This window comes from Haloplanus salinarum (assembly GCF_024498175.1).
Classification (GTDB): domain Archaea; phylum Halobacteriota; class Halobacteria; order Halobacteriales; family Haloferacaceae; genus Haloplanus; species Haloplanus salinarum.
This window is the reverse complement of sequence record NZ_CP101823.1, coordinates 3,024,937-3,049,787: the sequence shown is the minus strand read 5'-3', so window position 1 is coordinate 3,049,787 and position 24,851 is coordinate 3,024,937. Positions and strand designations below refer to the sequence as shown.

The following is a 24,851-nucleotide window of genomic DNA, read 5'->3' as shown; positions in this document are numbered from 1 at the left end:
CTTGAAGCCCGGCGTCTCGGCGGCGGCGCACACCCGGCACGGGGTTTATATCTCGGCGACGGTTGGATGAGAGACGATGACAGTCGCCGACCGCATCGCGGCCTACCGCGAGACCCTGCGGGAGTGGCTCCGGGGGCTGTACCACGGCATGATCTCCCATCCGGCGTACGAGAAAATCGAGAAGGAGGCCGAGGACAGCGAGGACGCGTTCCTGCTGGCCTGCTTCCCCGACGCGTTCGGCATCCCCTCGCCGGTCTCCTACTACACGGCCGAACTGCTCCCCTACCTCGAAGACGAGTTCGAGGCGTGGGAGCGTCGCCTGTGGGACCGGGACTCGTATCTCGAACGCAAGGGCCAGCAGTACCACTTCTGAGATGGAGCCGTTCGTCTTCTTCGGCGGCAAAGGCGGCGTCGGCAAGACGACCGTCTCCTGTGGGTACGCCCGGCGGTGTGCGACGGCGGGCGTGGAGACGCTGATCGTCTCGACCGATCCCGCCCACTCGGTGTCGGACGTGTTCGACCAGTCGTTCGACGACACCCCGCAGTCGGTCGACGGGATCGAGGGACTGTCGGCGATGGAGATCGATCCGGAGACGGAGGTGGCGAACCACCTCGACGGCATCCGCCAACAGCTCTCCGAACAGGTGTCGGCGTCGATGGTCAACGAGATCAACCGACAGCTGGAGATGGCCCACCAGACGCCCGGCGCGTACGAAGCGGCGCTGTTCGACCGGTTCGTCGAGGTGATGCGCGGGAGCGAGGACTACGATCGGGTGGTGTTCGACACGGCACCCACGGGATCGACGCTCCGACTGCTCGGCCTGCCGGAGTTCCTGCGCGACTGGATCGATCGCCTGACCCACAAGCGCCGACAGAGCATCGACCTCTTCGAGAAGGCGGCGATCGGCAACAACGAGCCCCGGCGGGTGATGGCGGGCGATCCGGTCCTCGAACGGCTGGAGGAGCGCCGCGACTTCTTCGAGTTCGCGGGCGGCGCCCTCCGGAACGACGCCGCCTTCTTCCTCGTGCTCAACCCGGATCAGCTGTCGGTCAACGAGACCGGGCGATCGATCGAGGGGATGGCCGAGCGGGACCTGTCGGTCCGGGGACTGGTCGCGAACCGACTGACGCCGGCCCCGGACGACGACGAGGACGGGCGCGGCGCCCGCTACCTCCGGGACCGGATCGAGACGGAGCGCGAGCGCCTCGAACAGGTCCGCGAGCGGTTCGACCCGCCGCTGGTCGCGGAAATCGAATCCCGACCGCGGGAGATCCGGGGCGACCTGCTGGCCGCGGTGGCCGACGAACTCGACATCGACCCGAGCGCCGAGGCGCCGACGTTCGTCGGTCGTGGCGGCTGACCGGCACGTTCACACGGGACACCAACGCTTAAGTCGGACTTTCATTATCTTTGTTATCGGGCGACACATGACACAAGTAATCTGGATCGTACTCGCGGTGCTGGTGACGTTCACGCTCGGCTACGTCGGGTACTCGCGCTACCTCGCGCAGTTCGTGGGGCTCGAGGAGGACGCCGAGACGCCAGCACACAAGTACGAAGACGGACAGGAGTACGTACCGTCGAAGAAACCGGTGTTGTTGGGGCATCACTACTCGAGCATCGCCGGCGGTGCGCCGATCGTCGGTCCGATCACCGCGGGGGCCGTGTGGGGATGGCTGCCGGCGCTTTTGTGGATCGCCATCGGCAACCCCCTGATGGGTGCGGTCCACGACTTCGTCTCGCTGTCCGGCTCGCTCCGGCACGAGGGGAAGTCGATCGGCTACATCATCGGCCAGTACGTCGGCCGGAAGGGCAAGAACATGCTGCTGTGGTTCGCGTTCCTCACCATCATCCTGGTGGTGGCGGTGTTCGCCCTCGTGGTGGCCATCGTCTTCAACGCGTTCCCACAGGTGGCGACGGCGAGTTTCGTCTACGTGGTGCTCGCGCTCGTGTTCGGCGTCTACCTCTACCAGCTCGACGGCCCGTTCATCCCGGGGACGGTCCTGTTCGTCGCCGGCGTCTTCGGCGGCGTCTGGGTCGGGCTCCAGTACCCGTTCGCGCTGTTCCCGCTGGCGGAGGGCTCGCACCCCGCGGGCACGTTCGTGCTGCTCTCGGGGGCGGGGAGCTGGGTGCCCGCCGCGGGATCGCTCGGCGCCAACACCGCGGCGTGGATTCCGGTCGTACTGGTGTACGCCGGCATCGCCAGCGCGCTCCCGGTGTGGGTGTTGCTCCAGCCGCGTGACTACCTCTCGTCGTTCCTGCTGTACACGGGCGTCGGGGGCGCGCTGCTCGCCGTGATCGTCGGGACCATCTTCGGCACGAGCAGCCAGCCACTCACCATCGACTCCTCGATCGGCATGTACAACGGGTTCTGGGGGGTCGAGGGCGTCTTCCTCCCGCTGTTCCCGCTCCTCTTTATCACCATCGCCTGCGGGACGATCAGCGGCTTCCACTCGCTGGTCTCCTCGGGGACGACCGCGAAGCAACTCGACAAGGAGACCGACGCCCGCCTCATCGGCTACGGCGGGATGCTCGGCGAGGGCTTGCTCGCGGCCGTCGCGCTGTCGACGCTCGCGGTCGCGGGCTTCGCGGGCGACGCCGCCGCCGGCGGCATCGGGGGCGCGCTCCCCAACTTCGCCTCCGGCGGGGGGATCATCCTCACCAGCTTCGGCCTGCCCGAGACGCCCGCCAGCGTCTTCATGGCGCTCGTGCTGGTGAGCTTCCTCCTGACCTCGACGGACACCGCCGTCCGCCTCGGTCGGTACATGATGGAGGAGATCGTCGGAATGCCCGCGGGCCAGACCGCCACCGGGCTGGAGAGCGTCAGCCTCGGTAACCTCGCCCGCGGTCGCTACACCAACCCCGTCATCCAGACGCTGGCCGCCTACGCGCTCGTCGCGTCCGGCGAGTGGGTCGTGCTGTGGGGGCTGTTCGGCGGCGCCAACCAGCTGCTCGCCGCGCTCGCGCTCCTGACCGCGACCGTGTGGCTCGCCAACTGGGACGACTCCAAGCAGCTCATCTCCACCGGCGTCCCGATGGCCATCATGACGGTCATCACGGTCCTGGGGCTGCTGTGGCTGGCTATCTACGAGAACATCTACACGAACATCCTCCAGGGTGGGGCCGAGAGCACGTCGGCGCTGATCTCCAGTGCCGTCCAGGCCGCGCTGGCGTTCGTGCTCATCTACCTCGCGCTGTCGCTCGTCCGCATCGGCTACGCGAACATCCGGAGCGTCCGGGGCGAGGGCGGGGCGGCCGGCGCCCCGAGCGACGACTGACGCCGACGACGCGCTTTTTTATCCGTCGTACGCGACGTCGGCGAGCGGCGCGACCGTCCCGTCGGCCGTCGGGGCGAGCGCCATCGCGGTGACGGCGTCGTCGCCGGCGCGAGCGCGCGCCCGAACCAGCGCGAGTTCGTCGTCGTCGGCCGTCGCCGTCTCCCGTGACGTCTCGGTCCCGAGGAGCGTGCCCCTCCCCGACTCGGTCCAGTCGGCGACGGTCGCGACCGACCGATCGGTCGCCAACTCGACGACGCGGGACGGATCGAGCGCCGGAACCGGATCGTACCGCGTCTCGCTGTTCTCGACGATGCGGACCGTTGGCGCGGTCACCAGGCCGAACCGTCGCCCCGCGTCGGCGCGGTAGACCCGGCGGAACAGCGTCGCGACGACGTCCCGGCTGGCGCTCAGCTCCACGTCGCCGGCGAGGTCCGTATCGACCGTCGTCTCGACGGTGACCGTCTCGGCGACGGCCCGCGCGTACCCCGCCGCGGCCGCGGCGTCGTCGGGGAGGGTCGCCGGCGCCGACGCGCTCGCCTCGATCGGCTCGCTCTCCTCGGGGACGAGGCCACAGCCCGCGAGCCCCGCGAGACCGGCGAGGAGGGATCGGCGGCGCATATCACTTCCAGAACCGGCGAGTGAGCCGGTCGAGCAGCCCGGGATCGGGGTCGGCGAGGTCCCGCCAGAGCGCGAAGGCTTGGACGGCGTCGGCGACGTCGCTGGCGACGGCGGTGCGTCGTGCCGGCGCGACGACGATCAGGTTCACCTCGTAGTGGCCGTAGTAGCCGAACTTCAGCAGGGTGCGGTCCCGGAACCCGGAGACGAACTCGCGGACGTCGTCGGGAATCTCGTCGGCGACGAGGACGAAGGTGACGTCGGTCCGGTAATGTTCCTCGTGGCCGGTCACGCGCTCGTCGGCCACGTCGTGCCCGAGGTCGACCAGCCGTTCGAGTTCGGCGACGGTGGGGCGGCCGACCCGGCGGGCGAACAGGTACTCCTCGGACTCGTGGTCGGCGTAGGAGAGCGCGGGGTGGACGAACTGCTTCTGGTTCACCACCCGCAGTTCGCCGTAGAGGTCCCAGCGTTCGCCCGCGACGTGGGCGTCCCTGTCCAGGTCGTAGCTGTGCATCAGACGGTCACTCACCCGGTCGAGATACGGGTCGTCGGGCCAGTCGGGGATCGCCTCGACCACCTCGTCGGGGAGGTCGGCCGCCCGGGCCTCCTCGGGAGCCCCCCAGTCGTCGGCGGGGGCGTCCGGCGAGTCCGGCGATTCGGACGCGGGGTCGGCCCCCGACGGGGCGGCCGCCGGGTCGTCGCTCATCGGCGGCGACGGCGGCGGGTCGGTGTCGGCGTCGCGAGTCGGTGCATGGGGGGGCGTACTCCGGCGACGGTGAAAAGCGCATCGCGGCCGGGATTTAAGCCGCTGGCGGCCCAAACACGGACGATGGCGAAGGATACCGAAGCGTGCGGCCGCTGCTCGATGAGCGTCGTCGTCGACGCGGTCGACGAGGACGACCACGACCCGTTCGGCGACGAACGGATCGAGGTCGACCGCGAGTCGATGGAGCGGGCGTCCCCGGAGGCGTGGCTCGCGCGGGTCTCGACGCGGATCGACGACGCGGTGACGCGGTTCGTCTGGAACCGTTAGGGCTCGTAGGCGTGGACGTCGCCGTCGACCGCCGGCGCGCCGATAGCGACGACGTCGACGGTCTCGGTCGCGTCCTCGGGGTTGTACGCGAACTGCGGGCTGCCGGGGTCGACCGTGAGCAGCGTATCCGGCCCCGCCTCCAGGGTTCCTTCGGGCGTGTCGACGTGGAGCGTCCCCGAGAGGACGTAGAAGGCCTCCTCCTGGTCGTCGTGGTAGTGGTAGGCGAGCGGCAGTTCCTCGCCCGGTTCGGCCGTGTAGCGGTTGATCGCCATCTCCGAGAGGCCGGCGGGGTCGGACAGCGACCGGCGCGTACAGGGGCGGTCGGGGTCCGGTTCGACCTCGTCCGTGTCGACGACGTGGTAACCCATACGCCAACCCGGTCGTGGCGATACAAAAAGGTCGTCGTCGCAGGCGTCACGGCTCGGCGTGGCACGGAACGGTTTTGTGCACCGACGCCCTGAGGGCCTGACAAGCGATGGAAGAGAGCGTGTCCGGATTCAAGCGCCGGGGGACGTGGCCGGAGATCGTCGAACACGGCGAACGCATCACGCACGCCCTCCGCGAGGCCGGCGGCGGCGGCGAGGCGTTCGAGGAGTGGGACGAGTGGCGACCCAAGTCCCACGAGCGCCTCGGCGAGGACGTCAACGAGAAGACGGCCGAGCAGGCGAGCGTCGGCGAGGGGGAAGGCGAGAAGGCGGGCAAGAACCCCGACGAGGACCTCCGCACGGCCGGCGAGAAGCTCTCCGAGTCCTACGAGCGCGTCGAGGAGGGCGACAACGAGGGCGCGGTCGAACAGTGGCAGGACTCGATCAACTACGTCGCCCGGGCCGCCGACTCGGCGGGGCGGAAGGCACTCCGGGCGGTCGAGGACACCGTCTACCGGAAGGTGATGACACAGCTCGCCCCCTACTACTTCGACAACGAACTCGTGAGCGCCAACATCCAGAAGACGGCGCGTGGCGGCGACGAGGATCAGTTCGTCTTCGAGGTGAACATCAACGACGACGACCTCAAGGCGGCGGTGAGCGACCGGCTGGCGAGCTACGAGGACAGCGTCGACCGCTGGCACGTCGACACCGAGAAGCAGACGGAGATCGCGGAGGTCGTCGAGGGCGTCGAACCGCCGGAGAACGGCGGCGAGTCGAAGTCGACGACGAACTGAGTCGCGTGCGCGGCCGGGCGGCCCGCCGGAGCGGCGGGCCGGAGTCGGGCACCACGCCTATGCCCGAGAACCTGCTAGGGGAGCGTATGCACGTCGAGTTCGACCGCGACACCTGCATCGGGATGTACCAGTGCGTCGAGGAGTGGGCGGCGTTCGAGGAGAACCGCGACGACGGGAAGGCGGACCTCGCGGGGAGCGAGGAGACGGACCCGGACCTGTTCGTTCGCGAGGTGCCCGAGGACGCCGAACTCGACGCCGAGTTCGCGGCACGGACTTGTCCGGTCGACGCCATCGAACTGTACGACGACGACGGCGAGCGGATGGTCTAGACGGGCGGCGCCCTCGGAGACGGCGGCCGCCGGGACGGACCACTTTCACCGCGGTTCGCCAACCCTTAACCCCGCCGGCGACCACGTTCGGACGATGGCGGCCACCGACGACGACCGAGCGTACGTCGACCACCCCCTGTTGGTCCCCGAGGTCATCGAGCGGCGGGAGTACCAGCGGCGACTCGCTGACACCGCGAGCGAGGACCACACCCTCGTCTGCCTGCCGACGGGCCTCGGCAAGACGACGGTGAGCCTGCTCGTGACCGCCGACCGCCTCCACGAGGTCGGCGGGACGGCGCTCTTTCTCGCGCCGACCAAGCCGCTGGTCCAGCAACACGCCGCGTTCTACCGCGAGGCGCTCACGGTTCCGGACGACGCGATAACCGTCTTCACCGGGGAGGTGCGACCGGACGACCGGGCCGACCTCTGGACCGAGAGCCGGGTGGTCATCGCGACGCCGCAGGTCGTCGAGAACGACCTGATCGGCGGCCGCATCTCGCTTGCCGACGTGACACACCTGACCTTCGACGAGTGTCACCGCGCGACCGGCGACTACGCCTACGTCTACATCGCGGAGCGCTACCACGCGGACGCCGAGGCGCCGCTGGTGACGGGGATGAGCGCCTCGCCCGGCGGCGACGAGGAGGCGATCATGACCGTCTGTGAGAACCTCGGCCTGCACGAGGTGGCGGTGATGACCGAGGACGACGCCGACGTGGCCGAGTACACCCACGACACGGACGTCGAGTGGGAGCGGGTAACCCTCCCTGACACGATACTGGAGATCAGGGACGCGATCAACGAGGTGATCGTCGACCGCCTGGAGACGCTGAAGGAACTCGGCGTCACGAACACGACGAGTCCGGACCTCTCACAGCGGGACCTCAACCGGATGCGCGGACAGCTGCAGGACCTCATCGACGCCGACCAGTCCGAGGGCTACGAGGGGATGTCCGTCCACGCCGAGGTGATGAAGCTTCGTCGGGCCGTGGAACTCGCGGAGACACAGTCGGTGGAGTCCCTCCGCAGATACTTCGAGCGCCAGCGCAACGCCGCCCGCGCCTCGGGTGCGTCGAAGGCGAGTCAGCGGCTAGTCGCGGAGCCGAAGGTGCGGGACGCGATGCGGACGGCCGAGGAGTTCGACGACCTCCACCCGAAGTTCCGGCAGACCCGCGTCCTGCTGGCCCAGACCCTCGGCATCGGCGGCGGCGAGCGCGTCATCGTCTTCACGGAGTCGCGGGACACCGCCGAGGCACTCACCGACTTCCTGAGCGAGAGCTTCGACGTGCAGCGGTTCGTCGGCCAGGGCGACAAGGACGGCTCCGACGGCATGACCCAGAAAGAGCAAGGCGAGACGCTCGACGCCTTCCGGGCCGGCGAGTTCGAGGTGCTGGTCTCCACCTCCGTCGCCGAGGAGGGACTGGACGTCCCCGAGGTCGACCTGGTCCTGTTTTACGAACCCGTTCCCACGGCGATCCGATCGATCCAGCGGAAGGGCCGGACCGGGCGCCAGGAGGAAGGCCGTGTCGTCGTCCTCATGGCCGAGGACACCCGCGACGAGGCGTTCTTCTGGATCTCCCGCCGCCGGGAGCAGGAGATGGAAGACGAGTTGGCGAAGCTGAAAGGCGTCGCCGACGAGATGGCGGCTGAACTCGACGACGGCCAGACCGCCCTCGACTCGTTCGACGACGAGTCGTCGGCCGGAGACGAGGGAGGGAGCGCCGCGGAGGCCGACGGCGGGGCGAGCGCACAGCCGGGGCTGGCCCAGTTCGGGAGCGCGGACGACGGCTCCGGATCGACGGACGACGACGGCGTCGTCGCGACCGCCGAGGGTGACGACGAGGGGGTCGAAATCGTCGTCGACCAGCGGGAACTCGACTCGGCCATCGCACGGGACCTCTCGACCCGCGAGGGCGTCGAGACGCGACTGGAGACGCTATCGGTCGGCGACTACGTCGTCTCGGACCGCGTGGCCGTCGAGCGCAAGACCGTGTCCGATTTCCTCGATACGCTCACCGGCGGCGACCGCTCGCTGTTCGAGCAGGTGGGCGACCTCTCCCGTCACTACGCGCGGCCGGTCGTCCTGCTGGAGGGTGAGGGACTTTACGAGGAGCGAAACGTCCACCCCGACGCCATCCGCGGCGCGCTGGCGTCGCTCTCGGTCGACTTCGGCGTGAGCGTCCTGCGGACCGAAGGGGAGGCGGACACGGCTGACCTGCTGGCAGTGCTCGCGAAACGCGAACAGACGACCAGCGACCGCGCCGTCAGCGTCCACGGCGAGAAGAGCGCGAAGACCCTCGACGAGCAACAGGAGTACGTCGTGGGTGCCATCGCGGACATCGGCCCCGTGACCGCCCGCTCGCTCCTGGAACACTTCGGGAGCGTCGAGGCGGTGATGACCGCCCGGGAGGAAGACCTGCTGGCGGTCGACGGGGTCGGCGAGGTGACCGCCGACCGCATCCGGACCGTGGTCGGCAGCGACTACGACTAGAACCGACTGCGCCCGTCGAGCGCCGCGAGCGTCTCGGCGGCTTCGCGGGCGGCGGCCAGCAGCTCCCTGGCGCGACGGGGGTCGTCCGTCTCTTCCGCTGCGCGCGCGAACCGATCGAGCGTCCGCGAGAGCGACGCCCGGGTGTCGTCGAGGTCCGGCGCGGCTCCGGTCCCCGCGCCGCGGCCCCCGGCGGCACCACGAGACCGGTCGGCAGCCGGCGGGTCGGCGTCCCCGCCGGTCGGAGCGGGGCGACGGTCCCGGGCGACGGCCGGTGCCGAGGGACCGGCCTCCGTGTCCGTCTCGTCCCGGACCGCTTGGGCGTCGGCGCCCGTCTCGGCGGGGTCGGCGTCCGCTCCGGTCGCGTCGGCGCCCGTCTCGGCGGGGTCGGCGTCCGCCTCGGCTGCCGCGGACGAGGCGTCCTCGGCGTCGGCGTTCGGGGCCTGACACGTCGGGCAGAACTCCTCGCCGTCGTAGCGGAAGATGGGGTCCCCACACGCGTCGCAGTGGTTGTTGGTCATCGTCGCCCCCTTCAGGAGGAGTTCGCTCATGCGCTGTGTCGACGCGCGCTTCTCCCGGTCCTGCTCGTACTTCTCCCGGAGTCGCTCGCGCTCCGCCTCCTTGTCGAACTCGCTCATGGACGGAGAGAGGCGGCCGAGGTCGAAAAACCCCACGGGACGGCGATCAGGGGACATCGCCGCCGTCCGACGGTCGGGTGTTCCGAAGCGTTTAATCGGGACCCCCGGCCAAAGGTAGGTGAAATGACGAAAGTGAGCGTCATCGGCGCGGCGGGCACCGTCGGGGCCGCGACGGCGTACAACATCGCGCTCCGCGACATCGCGGACGAACTCGTCCTGGTCGACATCCCGGACATGGAGGCCGAGACGGTCGGGCAGGCGGCCGACGTGAACCACGGCGTCGCCTACGACTCGAACACGGTCGTCCGGCAGGGCGACTACGCGGCGACCGAGGGGTCGGAGGTGGTCGTCATCACGGCGGGCATCCCCCGCAAGCCCGGACAGACCCGGATCGACCTCGCGGGCGACAACGCCCCCATCATGGAGGACATCGGCTCCTCCATCGCCGAGTACAACGACGACTTCGTCTCGATCACCACCTCGAACCCGGTGGACCTCCTCAACCGTCACCTCTACGAGACGGGCGACCGCGACCGGCACACGGTGATCGGGTTCGGCGGCCGCCTGGACTCGGCGCGCTTTCGCTACGTCCTCTCCCGGCGGTTCGACACGCCCGTCCGGAACGTCGAGGCGACGATCCTCGGCGAACACGGCGACGCGCAGGTGCCCGTCTTCTCGAAGGTCCGGGTCGACGGCCGCGACCCCGAGTTCTCGGCCGACGAACGTGAGGAGATCCTCGGCAACCTCCAGGAGTCGGCGATGGACGTCATCGAACGCAAGGGTGCGACCGAGTGGGGGCCCGCGACGGGCGTCGCCCACACGGTCGAGGCCGTCCTCCGGGACACCGGCGAAGTGCTCCCTGGGAGCATCGCCCTCGACGGCGAGTACGGCCACGCGGACACCGCGTTCGGCGTCCCCCTCAGACTCGGCGCGAACGGCGTCGAGGAGGTCGTCGAGTGGGACCTGGCCGACTACGAGACCGACCTGATGGACGAGGCCGCCGAGAAACTCGCCGACCAGTACGGGAAGATCGCCTGAGGTTTATCATCGATCCCGCGGCCACCGGCCCCGTGACCTGACGAGGGCCGCGGGACGCTCGCGGGAGCGCGGCGCCACGTCCCGCGTCGCCGACAGGGCGCCGCCTGCTCGCTACAGTCGTCTCATCAGCGCCTCGACCGTCTTCTCACCGACACCCTCGACGTCCCGTAGATCCGCGACCGAGGCCGCCCGCACGTTCTCGACGCTCCCGAACCGTCGGAGGAGTCGCCGTCGCGTCTCGGGGCCGACGCCCGGCACCTCGTCCAGGGCCGTCGACACCTCGTCGCGGACGGTGCCGTGGTACTGGACGGCAAAGCGATGGGCCTCGTCGCGGACGCGCTGGAGGAGGTGGAGGTGTGGCGCGTCGGCGTCCCAGTCGTGGACGCCGTCGGGCGCGATCACCCGCTCGTCGGCCTTCGCCAGCGCGACGGCGGGGACGTCCCACCCTGCCTCGGCGAGGGCGTCCCGGGCGGCCGCCAGTTGCCCCTCGCCGCCGTCGATCAGGAGAAGGTCCGGATCGGGGCGGTCGTCCGTCCCGTCGACGGCCCGGTCGGCCCGCCAGCGGACGAGTTCGCGCATGTTCGCGTAGTCGTCGTTGCGGTCGGTGAGCTTCTTCCGGCGGTAGGCCGCCTTCTCGGCGCTCCCGTCGACGAAACAGACGTCGCTGCCGACGGCCGACCGACCGCCCGTGTGGCTCACGTCGAACCCCTCGATGCGCTCGACCCGTCCGTCGAGGCCGAGCGCGTCGGCGAGGCGGGCGCCGCCGTCGTCGCGGCCGGTCCGACTGCGCGCGTTCTTGAGCGCGAGGTCGACCAGTTTGGCCTCGCGACCGGCGCCGGGGACGCGCAGGGCGACGCCCGCCGCGTCCAGCCACGCACGCACCTCGTCGTCGTCGAGGCGCTCGGGGAGGAGGACGGCGTCGGGGAGGTCGCGGTCGGCGTAGTACTGAGGGATGAACGCCGCGAGGAGGGCCGCGGTGCGGTCCTCGCCCTCGGGGGCGTCGAGGCGGTGTCGCGACCGGTCGACGAGTTGGCCACGCTCGCTGTGGAGACGGGCGACCGTCGCCCGGTCGCCTTCCACCGCCGCACCCAGCACGTCGACCGTGCGCTCGTCGGCCGGCGCGGTCACCGCCTCGCCACCCGACCCGTGGAACGACTCGACGACGTCGAGGCGGTCCCGGAGGTTGGCGGCGCGCTCGAAGGACTGTGCCTCCGCGGCAGCCGCCATCCCCCGGCGGAGCGGATCGGCCAGTGCGCCCGTCTCGCCCTCGAAAAAGCGGACCGCCGCGCGGACGTCCTCGGCGTACGAGGCGGGATCGATCTCGTCGGTGCAGGGCGCGCTACACAGGCCCATCTCGTAGTCGAGACAGGGACGGTCCCGGCCGCGATACTTGTGGTCGGAACAGCCACGGAGGCCGTACACCTCGCGGATCGCCTTCACGACCGTCTCGACGCTTCCCTTCTCGGTGAATGGCCCGAACACGGTCGCCCCCTCGTCGGGGTCCCGAGTCACCTCGATCCGGGGGATCCGGTGGTCGGTGAGTTGGACCAGCGGGTAGGATTTGTCGTCCTTCAGGCGGACGTTGTACCGCGGCTGGTGGCGCTTGATGAGATTTGCCTCCAGCAGGAGCGCCTGGGTCTCGGTGTCGGTGACCGCCACGTCGATCCGGTCGGCGCGGTCGACCATCCGCCGGATGCGGTCGCTTCGCGGGTCGGCGTAGGCGCGGACGCGGTCCCGGAGGTCGACCGCCTTGCCGACGTACTGGACGTCCGCATCCGCGTAGAAGAGGTAGACGCCCGGGTCGGTCGGGAGGTCGGCGGCGCGCTCGCGAACCCCACTCGCGTCCATCACCGCGTCCGTAGCGATTCCGCACGGATGAGCCTGACGCGTCGACCGCGAGTTTCATCGTTGAGAATCGTAGGAAAACGTTAAGGAGAGACGTGGCTACGGCAGTCACATGAATCACGCTCCCGACTCACACGGATCGGAACCGTCGGCGGGCGACACCCGTTCCGAACGGGGTCGGACCGACGGCGGTCGAGACGACGCCGTCACGATCGAATCGATGGACGCCGACGTCGAGACGGACGAAACGGGAGCGACGAACGGGGCCCACGAGACTGACGAGACGGTCGAAGTGGACCTCAACGTCGACGACGACGTCCTCATCGACGGTGTGGGGATGCCGGTGTTCATCCTCGATCGGGACGGCGCCATCGCGGCGTGGAACCACAGCATCGAGGAGCTGACCGGGAACGGCGACGACGTGGCCATCGGGTCGACGGCTCCGAGCACGGTGTTCTACCCGGACGGACGGGAGCGGGAGATGCTGGCCCAGACGGTACTCGACGCCCCGGAATCGGCCGACGAGCGGTCGGACGTGGAACTCGAAGACGAGGCGCTGTCGCTGTACGCGACCGACGAGACGCTGACCGACCGCTGGGGGAATACGCGTCACTTCCGACACACGTCGATGCCGCTGTACGAGGACGGGGAGTTCGTGGCGGTCATCCAGGCCATCCGCGACCGGACCGACGAGGTCAGACGACAGGAGGCGGTCGCGGACCTGGTCGAGGAGGTCAGGGGCACGCTCCACGACCTGGCCGACGGTCGCCTCGACTCGCGGGCGGCGTTCGACGCCGACGGACGGGCGGTCGACGACCGCCTCGCGGGGGTCGTCACGGAGTTGAACCGGACGGCCGAGGAGTTCGAGAGCCTCGCCAGCCAGGTCGACGACGAGACGCAGTCGCTGGCCGACGCCATCGACCGGACGGCGACGGCCGCGGCCGACATCGCGGAGAACGTCGACGACCAGAACGGCCTGCTCCAGGAGGGTGCCGAGGAGATGCAGTCGTTCAGCGCGAGCATCGAGGAAGTGGCGGCGACGACCGACGAGGTGGAGTCGGCCGCCGACGAGGCACGGGGCGCGGCGACGGAGGGGTTGGACGCGAGCGAGGACGCCCGCGAGGCGACCGAGAGCGTCGTCGACGTGGGCGAGGAACTCGTCGAGGACGTGACGGCCCTCGGCGACCGGATGGACGACATCGAGGAGGTGGTCGAGGTCATCTCGGAGGTGGCCGACCGGACGAACCTGCTGGCGCTCAACGCCAACATCGAGGCGGCGCGGGCGGGCGAGGACGGCGACGGGTTCGCCGTCGTCGCCGAGGAGGTGAAGAGTCTCGCCGAGCAGACCCACGAACACACCGAGGAGATCACGGACGACATCCAGACGCTCCAGGCCCAGACCGACGAGACCGTCGACGCCGCCACCCGGTCGGTCGAGCGGATCGGGACGGCGAGCGAACAGATCGACGAGGTACTGGAGACGTTCGAGGAGATCGCGGAGACCATCGACCGGGTGGCGGACGGCGTCGCGGAGGTGTCCCGGACGGCCGACGACCAGGCGGCGACCGGTGAGGAGCTGACCGCGACCATCGAGACGCTCCGGGATCGGGCGACCGAGACGGCCGAGGCCGCCGATCGGATCGTCGCGGCGGCCGACGAGGCCGACGCGGCGGTCGACGAACTCGTGCGGAGCGTGGACGAACTGCGGGCGAACGAAGCGCGCACCGACGGCCGGTAGGTCGAGGCGGACGATCCGGGCGAATATAACCCGCGGGCGACGATAGTCCGACCATGAGCGACGGATCGACGCGGCTGTGGCTGGTCGAGCGGACCTACGACGACAAGGGGCTGATCTCGCTGGTGTACGCGACGACCGACGGCGAGGCAGTCCGGCGGATCGAGCGCGCACCGATCGCCGTCGAGCGGTCGGGGGGCGTCACCGCGGCCGTCGAGGCGGAGCGGGACGCACTCGCCCCCGTGGAGGAGGCGTCGCTGCGGGAACGGTACGCGGCGGAGGCCGAGCGGATGGCCGAAAACCACGACCCCGAGGAGACGGTCTGAGGCCCACACCTAAACTCTTTAACCAGGACTGGACCAAGGGGTTCCCATGGCCGCAATCGAACTCGACGGCGTGACCAAACGCTTCGGCGACGTCACCGCCGTCTCGGACCTCGACCTCACGGTCCCCGAGGGCGAGGTGTTCGGCTTTCTCGGACCGAACGGTGCGGGGAAGTCGACGACGATCAACATGTTGCTCGATTTCGTCCGCCCGACGGCAGGCGAGGTGCGCGTCCTCGGCATGGACGCCGGCCGCGACAGCGTCGCGGTGCGCCGTCGGACGGGCGTCCTCCCCGAGGGATACGACGTGTACGAGCGTCTCACCGGGCGCAAACACGTCGAGTTCGCCATGCGCTCGAAGGAGGTGGACGGCGACCCCGACGCGGTGCTCGAACGGGTGGGCATCGCCGACGCGGCCGACCGCAAGGCCGGCGGCTACTCCAAGGGGATGCGCCAGCGACTCGTCCTCGGCATGGCGCTGGTCGGCGAACCCGACCTGTTGATCCTCGACGAGCCCTCCTCCGGCCTGGATCCGGGAGGCGCCCGCGAGATGCGCGATATCGTTCGGGCCGAGGCCGACCGCGGGACGACCGTCTTCTTCTCCAGTCACGTGCTGGGGCAGGTCGAGGCGGTGTGTGACCGCGTGGGCATCATGCGCGCGGGCGAACTCGTCGCGGAGGACAGCATCGAGGGCCTGCGCGGCGCCGTCGACGAGGGCGAGACGCTGACGGTCACCGTCGACGCCGCCAGCGAGGAGGACCTCGGGGCGGTACGGGCACTCGACGGCGTCACCTCGGCGACGACCGACGGCGGCACCGTCACCGTCTCCTGTGAGGCCGACGCGAAGACGTCGGTCATCGGCGCGCTGGAGGACGTCGGGGTGACGGTCGAGGACTTCCAGACCGAGGAGACGTCGCTGGAGGACCTGTTTCTCGCGTACACCGAGGGCGAGGAAGGGGAGGTGTCGGCATGACGTGGACCGCCGTGGCGCGCAAGGACTTCCAGGACGCCATCCGGTCGCGGTGGGTCGCGGGGCTGTCCACGCTGTTCGTCCTGCTGGTGTCGGCGGCGGCGTATCTCGTCCGGCCGGCGTCGGGCGAGACGATCAGTTCGAACGCGGTGCTCAACTCCCTGGTCGTCCGTGACGCTCTGGTGACGACGCTGGTGCCGTTGCTCGCGCTCGTCGTCGCGTACAAGGCCGTGGTCGGCGAGCGGGAGTCCGGGTCGCTGAAGCTCCTGCTCTCCCTGCCACACTCGCGGGCGGACGTGGTGTTCGGGAAGGTGGCCGGACGGGCGGCGGCCATCGCCGCGCCCATCTCGGTGGGCTTTCTCCTGCCCGCGGTGGTCCTACTGGTCGCGCCACCCGTGAACTTCGACGTCGTGTCCTACGTCGGCTACACGCTGTTGACGGCGATCCTCGGGGTGGCCTTCGTCGCCATCGCGGTCGGGTTCTCCGCGGCCGCGTCGTCGAGCAGGCGGGCGGTCGCCGGCGCCATCGGGATCTACTTCCTGTTCGTGCCGCTGTGGGGGGCCGTCAGGTTCCCGCTCCAGCTCTACCTCGGCATGGGCGGCGGGCCGTCGTGGCTCCCCCTCACGGGCCAGCAGGTGTTGCGGATGCTCCGCCTGATCAACCCCACCGGATCGTTCAAGATCGTCTCGAACGCGTTCCTCGAGGGGTCGCTGTACACGGGGGGCCAGGTGAACATGCAGGTGTCCGCGACGTTGATGCTGGTGCTGTGGATCCTCGTCCCGCCCCTGCTGGGCCTGCTGTGGTTCCGCGAGGCCGACCTATAGGTCGGCGACGTCCTCGATGGCGTCGGTCAGGGCCTCGACGCTTTCGACCGTGTGTTCGCCCATGTGACCGATCCGGAACGTCTCCTCGCCGAGGTCGCCGTAGCCGTTCGAGAAGACCATGTCGTACCGCTCGGAGACGGCGTCGATGGTCGCGGCGACGTCGATGTCCCGCGTGTTCCGGATACAGCTCACCGTCCGTGACTCGTAACCCGCCTCCGGGAAGAGATCGAAGTGCTCGCGGGCCCACTCGCGGGTGTACTCGGCCATCTCGCGGTGGCGCCGATCCCGCGCCGCGTGGCCCTCGTCGAGCATGTGTTTCATCTGCTCGCGGTAGGCGAGCATGACCGGGATGGCGGGCGTGGAGTGGGTCTGGCCCTTCCGGTCGTAGTAGTCGAGACAGCGCTGGAAGCCGCCGTACCACGACGCGGAGTCCGACTCGAGCTCGCGCTGGTAGGCGTCGTCGCTGACGACACAGACCGCGAGACCGGGAGGCATGGCGAAGGCCTTCTGGGTCGAGGCGAAGATGACGTCGATCCCGTGGGCGTCGATGTCGACGTGGTCGCCGCCGAGCGCCGACACCGCGTCGACGACGAAGTAGGTGTCCGGATAGTCGGCGACCACGTCGCCGATCTCCTCGATCGGGTTCCGGACGCCGGTCGAACTCTCGTTCATCACGCAGGTGACGACGTCGTAGTCGGCGTCGCTGCGTTCGAGGCGTCGGCGCACGTCTTCGGGTTTGACGGCCTGCCCCCACTCGTATTCGAGTCGATCGACGTCCTTGCCCAACCGCTCGGCCACGTTGGCGTGACGCTCGCCGAAGGCGCCACAGGTCGTACAGAGGATGTGTTCGTCGACGAGGTTGAGCGTCGACGCCTCCCAGAACTCCGTGCCGGAGGCCGTCAGGATGATGACCTCCTTGTCGGTGCCGAGGAAGTCCTTGGTGTCCTCGACGATGGTCGTATAGAGGTCGGTCATCCGGTCCATCCGGTGGCCGAACATCGGCTGGGACATCGCATCGAGGACGTCCTCTCGCACCTCGGTGGGGCCGGGGATGTACAGCGTCTTGTCGGGGTAGTCGTCCGTGTATTCGCGTTTCTCGGTCATGCCACCACTGCCGGAAACGGGGGCACGCGGCGACATGGTCCTTTTGATACCGCCCCCGGCGACGACGACGCTCCGTTCGGTCCGTACCTCACGGTTATAAGTTGTTCCGGAAATATGCACCATACACATGACCGACGGCTTTCACACCCGAAGCCTCCACGCCGGGCAGGAGCCGGACCCGGCGACGGGTGCCCGTGCGCCGCCCATCTACCAGACCACGTCGTACGTCTTCGACGACGCCGACGACGCGGCGGAGCGGTTCAGCCTGGACGTCGAGGACAACATCTACTCGCGGTTCTCGAACCCGACGACCCGGACCCTCGAACGGCGACTGGCCGCGTTGTCGGGGGGAACCGACGCCGTCGCCACCACCGCGGGTATGGCCGCGCTGGACGCCGCCACGAGCATCCTCGCCGAGGCCGGCGACAACGTCGTCGCCGCCTCCGACATGTACGGCGGGACCAGTACGTACTTCTCGAAGATGGCCACGCGTCGGGGGATCGAGTTCCGGACCGTCGACACCCTCGATTACGACGCCTACGCCGAGGCCGTCGACGACGACACTGCCTTCGTCCACGTCGAGACGCTGTCGAACCCGTCCCTGTTGACGCCGGACTTCGAGCGACTGGCCGAGGTGGCCCACGAGCGCCGGGCGCCGCTTTTCGTCGACAACACCTTCGCCACGCCGTACCTGTGTCGGCCGCTCGAACACGGCGCAGACATCGTCTGGGAGTCGACGACGAAGTGGATCCACGGCTCGGGAACCACGCTCGGTGGCGTCCTCGTCGACGGCGGTACCTTCCCCTGGGACCATCCCGAGGTCGACTACCCCGAACTCGCCGGGGAGAACCCGGCCTACGGCTTCGACTTCAGCGAGCGGTTCGGGGAACGGGCCTTCGCGGCCGCCGCGCGGTACCGCTCGCTCCGGAGCCTCGGCAACGGACAGTCGCCGTTCGACGCCTGGGTCACCCTCCAGGGGCTGGAGACGCTCCCCCTGCGGATGGATCGTCACTGCGAGAACGCCGCGGCCGTCGCCGAGTTCCTGGTCGACCACCCGGCGGTCGGGTGGGTGACCTATCCCGGCCTCGCGGACCACGAGACCCACGACGCGGCGAGCGAGTACCTCGACGGCGGCGGCGGCATGATCACCTTCGGCCTCGCGGACGGGTTCGAGGCCGCGAAGGACCTGTGTGAGACCGTCGAGATGGCGAGTTTCCTCGCCAACATCGGCGACGCGAAGACGCTGGTGATCCACCCCGCCTCCACCACCCACTCGCAGTTGAGCGAGGCGGAACAGCGCGCCGCCGGGGTCACGCCCGACATGATCCGCCTCTCGGTGGGCCTGGAGGACGTCGACGACATCGTCGCCGACCTGGAGCGTGGGTTGCGGTGACCTCCGTCGAGAGCGGGACGCGGAGCCTGGGCGAGTTCACCTTCGAGTGTGGCGAGTCCATCGACGACCTGCAGGTGGCATACGAGGCCTACGGCGACTTCGAGGCGACGGAGGAGGGGAGCAACGCCGTCCTGATCTGTCACGCGCTCACCGGGAGCCAGAACGTCGCCAGCGCCGGCTTGGCCGAGACGGCCGGGCAGGCGCGGGCGTGGTGGAACGACATCGTCGGGCCGGGGAAGGCCATCGACACCACCGAGTACTACGTCGTCTGTGCGAACGTCCCCGGCTCCTGTTACGGAAGTTCCGGCCCGCCGGCCGAGAACCCCGAGACGGGCGAGCCCTGGGGGACGGACTTCCCACCCGTGACGGTCGGCGACTGGACGCAGGCTCAGCGCCGTCTGCTCGACGACCTGGGCGTCGGCCGTCTGCACGCCGTCGTCGGCGGGAGCGCGGGGGGCATGAACGTCCTCGACTGGGCGGTGCAGTATCCCGACGACGTGGCACGGATCGTCCCCGTCGCGGCCGCCGCACGCCTCGACTCGCAGTGTCTCGCTCTCGATGCCATCGCCCGCCGGGCCATCACCACCGACGACGCCTGGCGGGGTGGGGACTACTACGGCGGCGAGCGGCCGACCGACGGCCTCGCGCTCGCCCGACAGATCGGCCACGTGATGTACCTCTCGAAGACGTCGATGCGCGAGAAGTTCGGCCGCCGAGCGGCCGGGCGGGACGCCGTCCGGTCGTTCCCCGCCGACCGCGCCGCCGCCTACTTCCCCTACCGCGAGGTGGAGTCCTACCTCGACTACCAGGCCGAGAAGTTCGTCGACCGCTTCGACCCCAACTCCTACCTCTATCTCACCCGGGCGATGGACGACTACGACCTCAGCGAGGGGTACGAGGGCGACGCCGACGCGCTCGGCGCCTTCGAGGGGGAGGCCCTGCTCATGTCCTTCACCGGCGACTGGCATTTCACCGTCGCGCAGTCGGAGTCGCTCGCCGAGGCCTGCCGGACGGCGGGCGTCCCCGTCGCCCACCACGTCGTCGAGTCGGACCACGGCCACGACGCCTTTCTCGTCGAACCCGAGAAGGTGGGGCCGCCGCTCCGGGACTTCCTCGCGGAGGGCCTCGACGGCCGCGCCATCCACGACACCGCGAGCGAGGACGACGGGGGCGAGGCCGAGGCGGACTTCGCGCCGGTCCACAACTCGCTGTTCAGCGGGTGAGGGCGCGGCCACCCGTCGACCCGGCCCGCTCCGAGGACACTCGACCGACGATCACGGGTGATCCGACGCCGTCTTCGGCATCCGAATAGCGGTGGGTCGGAATCGGACGTCCGTCGTCTGTTGGTGTGGGTTGTTATCATTCGCTTATTCCACAAACGTTAATGCAAGTAAGCAACTGTGCATATGATTGAAGATGTCCGACAGGACCGTTCGACGACGGCGATTCGTCAAGGCAGCAGGCGCGGCAAGTATCGTTGGACTCGCCGGTTGCTCCGGTGGGGGCGGTGGCGACGGCGGCGATGGCGGTGGTGGTGACGGTGGCGATGGCGGCGATGGTGGTGGCGGTGGCGGTGGCGACTCGATCCTCGTCGGCACCCTCGCCCCGTTCAGCCAGGGGCTCGGCTGGGTCGGTCCGAACGCTGCCCGCGGCCGCGACGTCGCCCTCGCCGACATCAACGACGCCGGTGTCCTCGGCAGCGAGATCGAGATCAACGAACAGGACACGGAGACGACGCCGCAAGCGGCCGTCTCAGGGTTCAACACGCTCGACGAAGCCGGCGTCGTGGCCACGCTCGGCCCGTCGAGTACGGTGATCCCGAACCTGTTCCAGCCGGTCGCGGACGCCCAGTTGCCGATGCTCTCCGTCTCCGCGGGGACGACTCAACTGGACGACGTGGGTGGCCCCGACGACTACCTCTGGCGGACGGTCCCGAGCGACGCCATCGCCGGGCGCGCGCAGGGCCAGTACGCCCTCGACAACGACTACACCCAGATGGCGGTCGTGTACAAGGACGACAAGGGGTCCCAGAGCTTCTCGGCGGCGGTGGCGGACTACTTCACCGGCCAGGGCGGCGAGCAGGTCGCGGACGTGGCCCTCGCCATCAACTCCGACTCCTACCGCAGCGAGATGCAAGAGATCGCCGACTCCGGGGCGGACGTCATCTCCATGACCGCCGGCACCGAGGTGTCGGCGCTGTTCATGCGCAACTACATCGAGGCCGACCTCGACATCCCCATCTTCATCGGGAACGACGTCATCACGGCCGACTTCATCGAGCGCATCGGCCCCGACGTGATGGCGGAGGCACCGATCTTCGGGCAGGCTCCCGCGCCCGGCCCGGCGTACGACCAGTTCCAGCAGGCCCACCAGGACATGCACGGTCAGGCACCGGGCACCTTCGGTGCCGCCGGCTACGACGCGATGAACCTCATCGCGCTGGCGGCCCAGCGCGCCGGCGAGGCCACCCGGCAGGCCATCACGGACAACATCAACCCGGTGGCCCGCCCCGAGGGCACCGAGGTCACCACCTTCTCCGAAGGGAAGGAGGAACTCGAAGCCGGCAACGAGATCAACTACCAGGGCGCGTCGAACCCGCAGAACTTCGACGAGGACGGCGACCCCGTCGGACCGTTCTCCGTCCTCGAAGTCGAGGGCGGCGAGTGGACCGAGCTGACGAAGTTCTCGACCGAGGAACTGACCGCTTGAGGCTCGTCTGTAACGTCCGCAGACGCACACCAACTCCCAATATTCAACACATGAACCACATCGAACCATGGCGCTTGTAGACCTACTGCTGGTCGTCGGCATCATCGCCGGCATCTACTCGCTGCTGGCGATCGGCATGAACATGCACTGGGGCGACACCGGGCTGTTGAACTTCGCACACGCGGCCTTCTTCGCGGTCGGCGCGTACACGTCCGCGATACTCACGACGCCGCCGGCGACCGGCAGCCTCGCGACGCGAGTCGTCGGGTTCGACTTCCCGATCATCGTCGGCCTCGTCGCGGGGACCGCCCTCGCCGGCGTCGTCGGCGTGTTGATCGCCCTCCCGAGCGTCCGGCTCGAGGGCGACTACCTGGCGATAGTGACGCTGAGTGCCGCGGAGCTCATCCGGCTGCTGATCCACAACGAGGCGTGGCTGACGACGGGGGCCCAGACGCTGAAGAACATCCCCCGCCCGCTCGACGGCGCGATCCCGGTCAGTTACGACCTCTTCTACTTCGTCCTCGTGTGGGCCATCGTCGCCGTCTGCTACCTGCTGTTCGAACGGCTCTCGTCCAGCCCGTTCGGCCGGGTGCTCCACGCGATCCGCGAGAACGACGACGTGCCCCTCGCACTCGGCAAGAACACCTACGTCTTCAAGCTGAAGTCGTTCGGCATCGGCGCGGCCATCGCCGGCCTCGCCGGCGGCCTCTGGGCGCACTACGTCTACGCCATCTCGTCGATCATGTTCCTGCCTAGCATCACGTTCCTGATCTGGGCGGCCGTCATCATCGGCGGTGCCGGGAGCTACGGCGGCGCGATCCTCGGGGCCAGCGTCATCGTGGGGCTCCGACAGATCACGCGGTTCATCCCCGGCGACGTGCCCTTCGGCGACCAACTCTCCTACATCCGACTGATGGTCGTCGGAGTGGTGTTGATTCTCGTCCTCTACTACCGGCCGGAGGGCCTGCTCGGCGACGCCGAGCGGTTGCAGGCCGGTACGTCGGAGTGATCATCGATGGTACTTGATCCACAACTCATCTGGAACGGACTGGTCGTCGGAAGCATCATCTCCGTCGCCGCGTTGGGGCTGACGCTCATCTTCGGCATCCTCAACTTCATCAACATCGCGTACGGCGACTACATGGCCGCCGGTGCGTACGTCGCCTGGGCGGTCAACGCACAGGTCGGACTGCCGATCGGCGTCGCCATCGTCGCCGGCATCCTCTTCATGTCCGTCGGTTCGGTGGTCCTCGACAAACTCGTCTTCCAGCACTTCCGGACCCGGAGCCCGATCACGCTGCTCATCGTCTCGATCGGCGTGGCCTTCTTCATCCGGAACCTGCTGCGCGCCATCTGGGGGCCCAGCGGGCACTTCTACGAGCTCCCGATGGAGGCCAACCCCTCGTTCTTGGGGATCCGGTTCAGCGTCGAGCAGGTTGCGATCATCGTCGTGAGCCTGCTCCTGCTGCTCGGTGTCTACGTCATGCTCCGTCGGACCCGGATCGGCATCGCGATGCGCGCGGCGTCCGACGATCGGATGCTCTCGCGCATCCGCGGCGTCGACACGGAGAAACTCGTCCTGTACGTCTGGCTGATCGGCGGTGCCATTGCCGGCCTCAGCGGCATCATGCTCGGACTCGACGCACAGATCCGCCCGAACATGGGTTTCACCGCCCTGATCGCCATCTTCGCGGCGGTCATCCTGGGCGGTATCGGTGACCCCAAGGGTGCCGTCGCCGGTGGCTACTTCATCGGCCTCGCACAGGAAGTGAGCGTCGCCGTCATCCCCTCGGAGTACAAGTTCGGCGTCGGTCTCGTCGCACTGATCATCGGGCTGTTGACTCGTCCGGACGGCCTGTTCGGGGAGGCGACCCGATGACGCTCCTCGAAGCCGACGGCCTCCGGAAGACGTTCGGCGGCATCGTCGCCGTCGACGACGTCTCCTTCGAGGTGGAGCGCCAGGAAATCGTCGGCGTCATCGGTCCGAACGGTGCCGGCAAGTCCACCATGTTCAAACTGCTCGCGGGCTTCCACAAGCCCGACGAGGGGACCGTGACGTTCGACGGCGAGGACATCACCGACCTCGCGCCCAACGAGCGGACCCAGCGCGGTCTGGTGCGGACTTTCCAGATCGCACAGGAGCTCACCGGGATGCGGGTGATGGACAACATGCTGCTCGCGTCGCAGAACAACCCCGGAGAAAAGGTGCTCGCGGCGGCCGCGAACACCAGTAGCGTCCGCGAGTTCGAGGGGAATGCGCGTGACCGCGCCGAGGAGCTACTGAAATTCCTCGAACTCTGGGACCTGCGCGACGAGTACGCCGGCAACCTCTCGGGCGGCCAGCGGAAGTTGCTGGAACTCGGACGGGCGCTGATGGCCGACCCGGAGCTCCTGTTGCTCGACGAGCCGATGGCCGGCGTCAACCCCGACCTGACCGATCGCCTCCTCCAGCGCATCATGGACCTGCGCGACGAGCGCGACATGACGTTCCTCGTCGTCGAACACGACATCGAGGCGATCATGCGCATCTCCAACACCGTCATCGGGATGCACGACGGCGGAGTGCTCTCGAAGGGAACCCCGGAGGAAGTGCAGTCCGACGAGCGGATGCTCGAAGCGTACCTGGGAGGCGAAGTCTGATGTTACTCGAACTCGAGAACGTCGTCAGCGGCTACGGCGACGCGATCATCGTCCACGGCGTGGACATGGAGATGGCCGACGGCGAGATGGTTACGATCATCGGCCCGAACGGCGCGGGGAAGTCGACCCTGCTGAAGACCATCGTCGGCGTGGTCGAGGCGCGGGAAGGGTCGGTCGTCTTCGACGGCACCGACCTGGCCGACAAGCCGCCGGAGGAAATCGTCGAATACGGCGTCTGTTACGTCCGCCAGAACGACAACATCTTCCCGAACCTCTCGGTCATGGAGAACCTGAAGATGGGAGCGTGGCCGGCCGAGGGCAAGGACTGGTTCGACTTCGACGAGCGACTCGAGGAGGTGTACGAGCAGTTCCCCGTCCTCGAGGAGCGCGCGGAGCAGCGAGCCGGCTCCCTCAGCGGCGGGCAACAGCAGATGGTCGCCATGGGAACCGCGATGATCCTCGATCCCGACCTGCTCGTCCTCGACGAGCCGTCGGCGGGGCTGGCCCCCCAACTCGTCGAGGAGATGTTCGAGAAGATCGTCGAGATCAACGACGCCGGCACGCCCATCCTGATGGTCGAGCAGAACGCCCGGGCGGCGCTCAAGCGCTCCGATCGCGGCATCGTCCTCGACATGGGAGAGAACCGATTCCAGGGGACCGGCGAGGAGTTGCTCGACAGCGACGAGGTGGCCGAACTCTACCTCGGCACCGACTGAGCCGAACGGC

General features: G+C 69.0%; 25 protein-coding genes. 19 read left to right on the top strand and 6 right to left on the bottom strand.

The window, feature by feature from the left end:
• Positions 1–76: 76 nt before the first annotated feature.
• The 3 genes from NO364_RS15980 to NO364_RS15970 all read left to right on the top strand — a co-directional run bounded on the left by NO364_RS15980 (position 77) and on the right by NO364_RS15970 (position 3,279).
• Positions 77–373: a DUF7990 family protein gene (locus tag NO364_RS15980; protein WP_157689931.1), complete on the top strand. Its 297-nt coding sequence runs from the start codon at positions 77–79 to the stop codon at positions 371–373.
• A 1-nt stretch (position 374) separates the two neighbouring features.
• The gene (locus tag NO364_RS15975; protein WP_257628023.1) at positions 375–1,361 is read left to right on the top strand and encodes an ArsA family ATPase; all 987 of its coding nucleotides are present in this window, start codon (positions 375–377) and stop codon (positions 1,359–1,361) included.
• Positions 1,362–1,428: 67 nt separating this feature from the next.
• Entirely contained in the window at positions 1,429–3,279 is a 1,851-nt protein-coding gene (locus NO364_RS15970; RefSeq protein WP_157689933.1) for a carbon starvation CstA family protein, read from the top strand.
• 18 nt (positions 3,280–3,297) lie between these two features.
• Here the strand turns inward: NO364_RS15970 and NO364_RS15965 are convergent, their stop codons facing one another.
• Both NO364_RS15965 and NO364_RS15960 read right to left on the bottom strand, forming a co-directional pair.
• Positions 3,298–3,897, bottom strand: coding sequence for a DUF6517 family protein (locus NO364_RS15965; RefSeq protein ID WP_257628022.1), 600 nt, complete (start codon positions 3,895–3,897; stop codon positions 3,298–3,300).
• A gap of 1 nt (position 3,898) precedes the next feature.
• Positions 3,899–4,600, bottom strand: a complete 702-nt coding sequence (locus NO364_RS15960) for a DUF8052 family protein (protein ID WP_257628021.1) — start codon at positions 4,598–4,600, stop codon at positions 3,899–3,901.
• 123 nt (positions 4,601–4,723) lie between these two features.
• Between NO364_RS15960 and NO364_RS15955 the strand changes: the two genes are divergently transcribed.
• Positions 4,724–4,927 (top strand): DUF8007 family protein, encoded by a 204-nt coding sequence (locus NO364_RS15955; protein WP_157689936.1) that lies wholly within the window; start codon positions 4,724–4,726, stop codon positions 4,925–4,927.
• Here NO364_RS15955 and NO364_RS15950 read toward each other — a convergent pair.
• Positions 4,924–5,295 (bottom strand): cupin domain-containing protein, encoded by a 372-nt coding sequence (locus NO364_RS15950; RefSeq protein WP_157689937.1) that lies wholly within the window; start codon positions 5,293–5,295, stop codon positions 4,924–4,926. The two genes, NO364_RS15955 and NO364_RS15950, sit on opposite strands and share 4 nt — an antisense overlap.
• Before the next feature lie 107 nt (positions 5,296–5,402).
• On the opposite strand from NO364_RS15950, the gene NO364_RS15945 reads away from it, so the two are divergent.
• The 3 genes from NO364_RS15945 (at position 5,403) to NO364_RS15935 (ending at position 8,909) form a co-directional block, all read left to right on the top strand.
• Entirely contained in the window at positions 5,403–6,089 is a 687-nt protein-coding gene (locus NO364_RS15945; RefSeq protein WP_257628020.1) for a DUF5828 family protein, read from the top strand.
• Between the two features lie 86 nt (positions 6,090–6,175).
• Positions 6,176–6,418, top strand: a complete 243-nt coding sequence (locus NO364_RS15940; RefSeq protein WP_257628019.1) for a ferredoxin — start codon at positions 6,176–6,178, stop codon at positions 6,416–6,418.
• A gap of 94 nt (positions 6,419–6,512) precedes the next feature.
• Entirely contained in the window at positions 6,513–8,909 is a 2,397-nt protein-coding gene (locus NO364_RS15935; RefSeq protein WP_257628018.1) for a DEAD/DEAH box helicase, read from the top strand.
• Here the strand turns inward: NO364_RS15935 and NO364_RS15930 are convergent.
• Entirely contained in the window at positions 8,906–9,544 is a 639-nt protein-coding gene (locus NO364_RS15930; protein ID WP_157689941.1) for an Sjogren's syndrome/scleroderma autoantigen 1 family protein, read from the bottom strand. The two genes, NO364_RS15935 and NO364_RS15930, sit on opposite strands and share 4 nt — an antisense overlap.
• A 123-nt stretch (positions 9,545–9,667) precedes the next feature.
• Between NO364_RS15930 and mdh the strand changes: the two genes are divergently transcribed.
• Positions 9,668–10,582, top strand: a complete 915-nt coding sequence (mdh, locus tag NO364_RS15925) for a malate dehydrogenase (RefSeq protein WP_257628017.1) — start codon at positions 9,668–9,670, stop codon at positions 10,580–10,582.
• A 111-nt stretch (positions 10,583–10,693) separates the two neighbouring features.
• Here mdh and NO364_RS15920 read toward each other — a convergent pair whose 3' ends face one another.
• Positions 10,694–12,430: an excinuclease ABC subunit C gene (locus NO364_RS15920; RefSeq protein WP_257628016.1), complete on the bottom strand. Its 1,737-nt coding sequence runs from the start codon at positions 12,428–12,430 to the stop codon at positions 10,694–10,696.
• A 109-nt stretch (positions 12,431–12,539) separates the two neighbouring features.
• On the opposite strand from NO364_RS15920, the gene NO364_RS15915 reads away from it, so the two are divergent.
• The 4 genes from NO364_RS15915 to NO364_RS15900 are packed head-to-tail and all read left to right on the top strand — an operon-like array spanning position 12,540 to position 16,279.
• Positions 12,540–14,165 carry a methyl-accepting chemotaxis protein gene (locus NO364_RS15915; protein WP_257628015.1) on the top strand — a complete coding sequence of 542 codons (1,626 nt, stop codon included), beginning with the start codon at positions 12,540–12,542 and terminating at the stop codon, positions 14,163–14,165.
• A gap of 53 nt (positions 14,166–14,218) precedes the next feature.
• Entirely contained in the window at positions 14,219–14,488 is a 270-nt protein-coding gene (locus tag NO364_RS15910; RefSeq protein WP_157689944.1) for a DUF7967 family protein, read from the top strand.
• Between the two features lie 46 nt (positions 14,489–14,534).
• Positions 14,535–15,458: an ABC transporter ATP-binding protein gene (locus tag NO364_RS15905; RefSeq protein ID WP_157689945.1), complete on the top strand. Its 924-nt coding sequence runs from the start codon at positions 14,535–14,537 to the stop codon at positions 15,456–15,458.
• Positions 15,455–16,279 carry an ABC transporter permease gene (locus NO364_RS15900; protein WP_257628014.1) on the top strand — a complete coding sequence of 275 codons (825 nt, stop codon included), beginning with the start codon at positions 15,455–15,457 and terminating at the stop codon, positions 16,277–16,279. Before NO364_RS15905 ends, NO364_RS15900 begins: the two co-directional genes overlap by 4 nt.
• On the opposite strand, the gene NO364_RS15895 is transcribed toward NO364_RS15900, so the two are convergent.
• Positions 16,274–17,383, bottom strand: coding sequence for a pyridoxal-phosphate-dependent aminotransferase family protein (locus tag NO364_RS15895; RefSeq protein WP_257628013.1), 1,110 nt, complete (start codon positions 17,381–17,383; stop codon positions 16,274–16,276). The genes NO364_RS15900 and NO364_RS15895 overlap by 6 nt on opposite strands.
• Positions 17,384–17,510: 127 nt before the next feature.
• Here NO364_RS15895 and NO364_RS15890 point away from each other — a divergent pair, with 127 nt between their 5' ends.
• The 7 genes from NO364_RS15890 to NO364_RS15860 all read left to right on the top strand — a co-directional run bounded on the left by NO364_RS15890 (position 17,511) and on the right by NO364_RS15860 (position 24,841).
• Positions 17,511–18,776 carry an O-acetylhomoserine aminocarboxypropyltransferase/cysteine synthase family protein gene (locus NO364_RS15890; RefSeq protein WP_157689948.1) on the top strand — a complete coding sequence of 422 codons (1,266 nt, stop codon included), beginning with the start codon at positions 17,511–17,513 and terminating at the stop codon, positions 18,774–18,776.
• Positions 18,773–19,999, top strand: coding sequence for a homoserine O-acetyltransferase MetX (gene metX, locus NO364_RS15885; RefSeq protein ID WP_157689949.1), 1,227 nt, complete (start codon positions 18,773–18,775; stop codon positions 19,997–19,999). The genes NO364_RS15890 and metX overlap by 4 nt, the downstream gene beginning before the upstream one ends.
• A 193-nt stretch (positions 20,000–20,192) precedes the next feature.
• A complete protein-coding gene (locus tag NO364_RS15880) occupies positions 20,193–21,485 on the top strand; it encodes an ABC transporter substrate-binding protein (RefSeq protein WP_257628012.1) in 1,293 nt (430 codons plus the stop codon).
• Between the two features lie 67 nt (positions 21,486–21,552).
• Positions 21,553–22,494 (top strand): branched-chain amino acid ABC transporter permease, encoded by a 942-nt coding sequence (locus NO364_RS15875; RefSeq protein WP_157689951.1) that lies wholly within the window; start codon positions 21,553–21,555, stop codon positions 22,492–22,494.
• A gap of 6 nt (positions 22,495–22,500) precedes the next feature.
• Positions 22,501–23,364 (top strand): branched-chain amino acid ABC transporter permease, encoded by an 864-nt coding sequence (locus NO364_RS15870; RefSeq protein WP_257628011.1) that lies wholly within the window; start codon positions 22,501–22,503, stop codon positions 23,362–23,364.
• Positions 23,361–24,125 (top strand): ABC transporter ATP-binding protein, encoded by a 765-nt coding sequence (locus tag NO364_RS15865; protein ID WP_157689953.1) that lies wholly within the window; start codon positions 23,361–23,363, stop codon positions 24,123–24,125. Before NO364_RS15870 ends, NO364_RS15865 begins: the two co-directional genes overlap by 4 nt.
• Complete coding sequence (locus tag NO364_RS15860) at positions 24,122–24,841, top strand: ABC transporter ATP-binding protein (protein WP_420191871.1); 720 nt, start codon at positions 24,122–24,124, stop codon at positions 24,839–24,841. Before NO364_RS15865 ends, NO364_RS15860 begins: the two co-directional genes overlap by 4 nt.
• Positions 24,842–24,851: the final 10 nt, after the last annotated feature.

Coding starts and splice junctions, on each gene's coding strand:
- NO364_RS15930 (WP_157689941.1), bottom strand. CDS start 9,544: ATGAGCGAGTTCGACAAGGAGGCGGAGCGCGAGCGACTCCGGGAGAAG.
- NO364_RS15910 (WP_157689944.1), top strand. CDS start 14,219: ATGAGCGACGGATCGACGCGGCTGTGGCTGGTCGAGCGGACCTACGAC.
- NO364_RS15870 (WP_257628011.1), top strand. CDS start 22,501: ATGGTACTTGATCCACAACTCATCTGGAACGGACTGGTCGTCGGAAGC.
- NO364_RS15960 (WP_257628021.1), bottom strand. CDS start 4,600: ATGAGCGACGACCCGGCGGCCGCCCCGTCGGGGGCCGACCCCGCGTCC.
- NO364_RS15920 (WP_257628016.1), bottom strand. CDS start 12,430: ATGGACGCGAGTGGGGTTCGCGAGCGCGCCGCCGACCTCCCGACCGAC.
- NO364_RS15890 (WP_157689948.1), top strand. CDS start 17,511: ATGACCGACGGCTTTCACACCCGAAGCCTCCACGCCGGGCAGGAGCCG.
- NO364_RS15945 (WP_257628020.1), top strand. CDS start 5,403: ATGGAAGAGAGCGTGTCCGGATTCAAGCGCCGGGGGACGTGGCCGGAG.
- NO364_RS15905 (WP_157689945.1), top strand. CDS start 14,535: ATGGCCGCAATCGAACTCGACGGCGTGACCAAACGCTTCGGCGACGTC.
- NO364_RS15900 (WP_257628014.1), top strand. CDS start 15,455: ATGACGTGGACCGCCGTGGCGCGCAAGGACTTCCAGGACGCCATCCGG.
- NO364_RS15880 (WP_257628012.1), top strand. CDS start 20,193: ATGTCCGACAGGACCGTTCGACGACGGCGATTCGTCAAGGCAGCAGGC.
- NO364_RS15940 (WP_257628019.1), top strand. CDS start 6,176: ATGCACGTCGAGTTCGACCGCGACACCTGCATCGGGATGTACCAGTGC.
- NO364_RS15980 (WP_157689931.1), top strand. CDS start 77: ATGACAGTCGCCGACCGCATCGCGGCCTACCGCGAGACCCTGCGGGAG.
- NO364_RS15875 (WP_157689951.1), top strand. CDS start 21,553: ATGGCGCTTGTAGACCTACTGCTGGTCGTCGGCATCATCGCCGGCATC.
- NO364_RS15865 (WP_157689953.1), top strand. CDS start 23,361: ATGACGCTCCTCGAAGCCGACGGCCTCCGGAAGACGTTCGGCGGCATC.
- NO364_RS15970 (WP_157689933.1), top strand. CDS start 1,429: ATGACACAAGTAATCTGGATCGTACTCGCGGTGCTGGTGACGTTCACG.
- NO364_RS15895 (WP_257628013.1), bottom strand. CDS start 17,383: ATGACCGAGAAACGCGAATACACGGACGACTACCCCGACAAGACGCTG.
- NO364_RS15935 (WP_257628018.1), top strand. CDS start 6,513: ATGGCGGCCACCGACGACGACCGAGCGTACGTCGACCACCCCCTGTTG.
- NO364_RS15955 (WP_157689936.1), top strand. CDS start 4,724: ATGGCGAAGGATACCGAAGCGTGCGGCCGCTGCTCGATGAGCGTCGTC.
- mdh (WP_257628017.1), top strand. CDS start 9,668: ATGACGAAAGTGAGCGTCATCGGCGCGGCGGGCACCGTCGGGGCCGCG.
- NO364_RS15965 (WP_257628022.1), bottom strand. CDS start 3,897: ATGCGCCGCCGATCCCTCCTCGCCGGTCTCGCGGGGCTCGCGGGCTGT.
- NO364_RS15950 (WP_157689937.1), bottom strand. CDS start 5,295: ATGGGTTACCACGTCGTCGACACGGACGAGGTCGAACCGGACCCCGAC.
- NO364_RS15975 (WP_257628023.1), top strand. CDS start 375: ATGGAGCCGTTCGTCTTCTTCGGCGGCAAAGGCGGCGTCGGCAAGACG.
- NO364_RS15915 (WP_257628015.1), top strand. CDS start 12,540: ATGAATCACGCTCCCGACTCACACGGATCGGAACCGTCGGCGGGCGAC.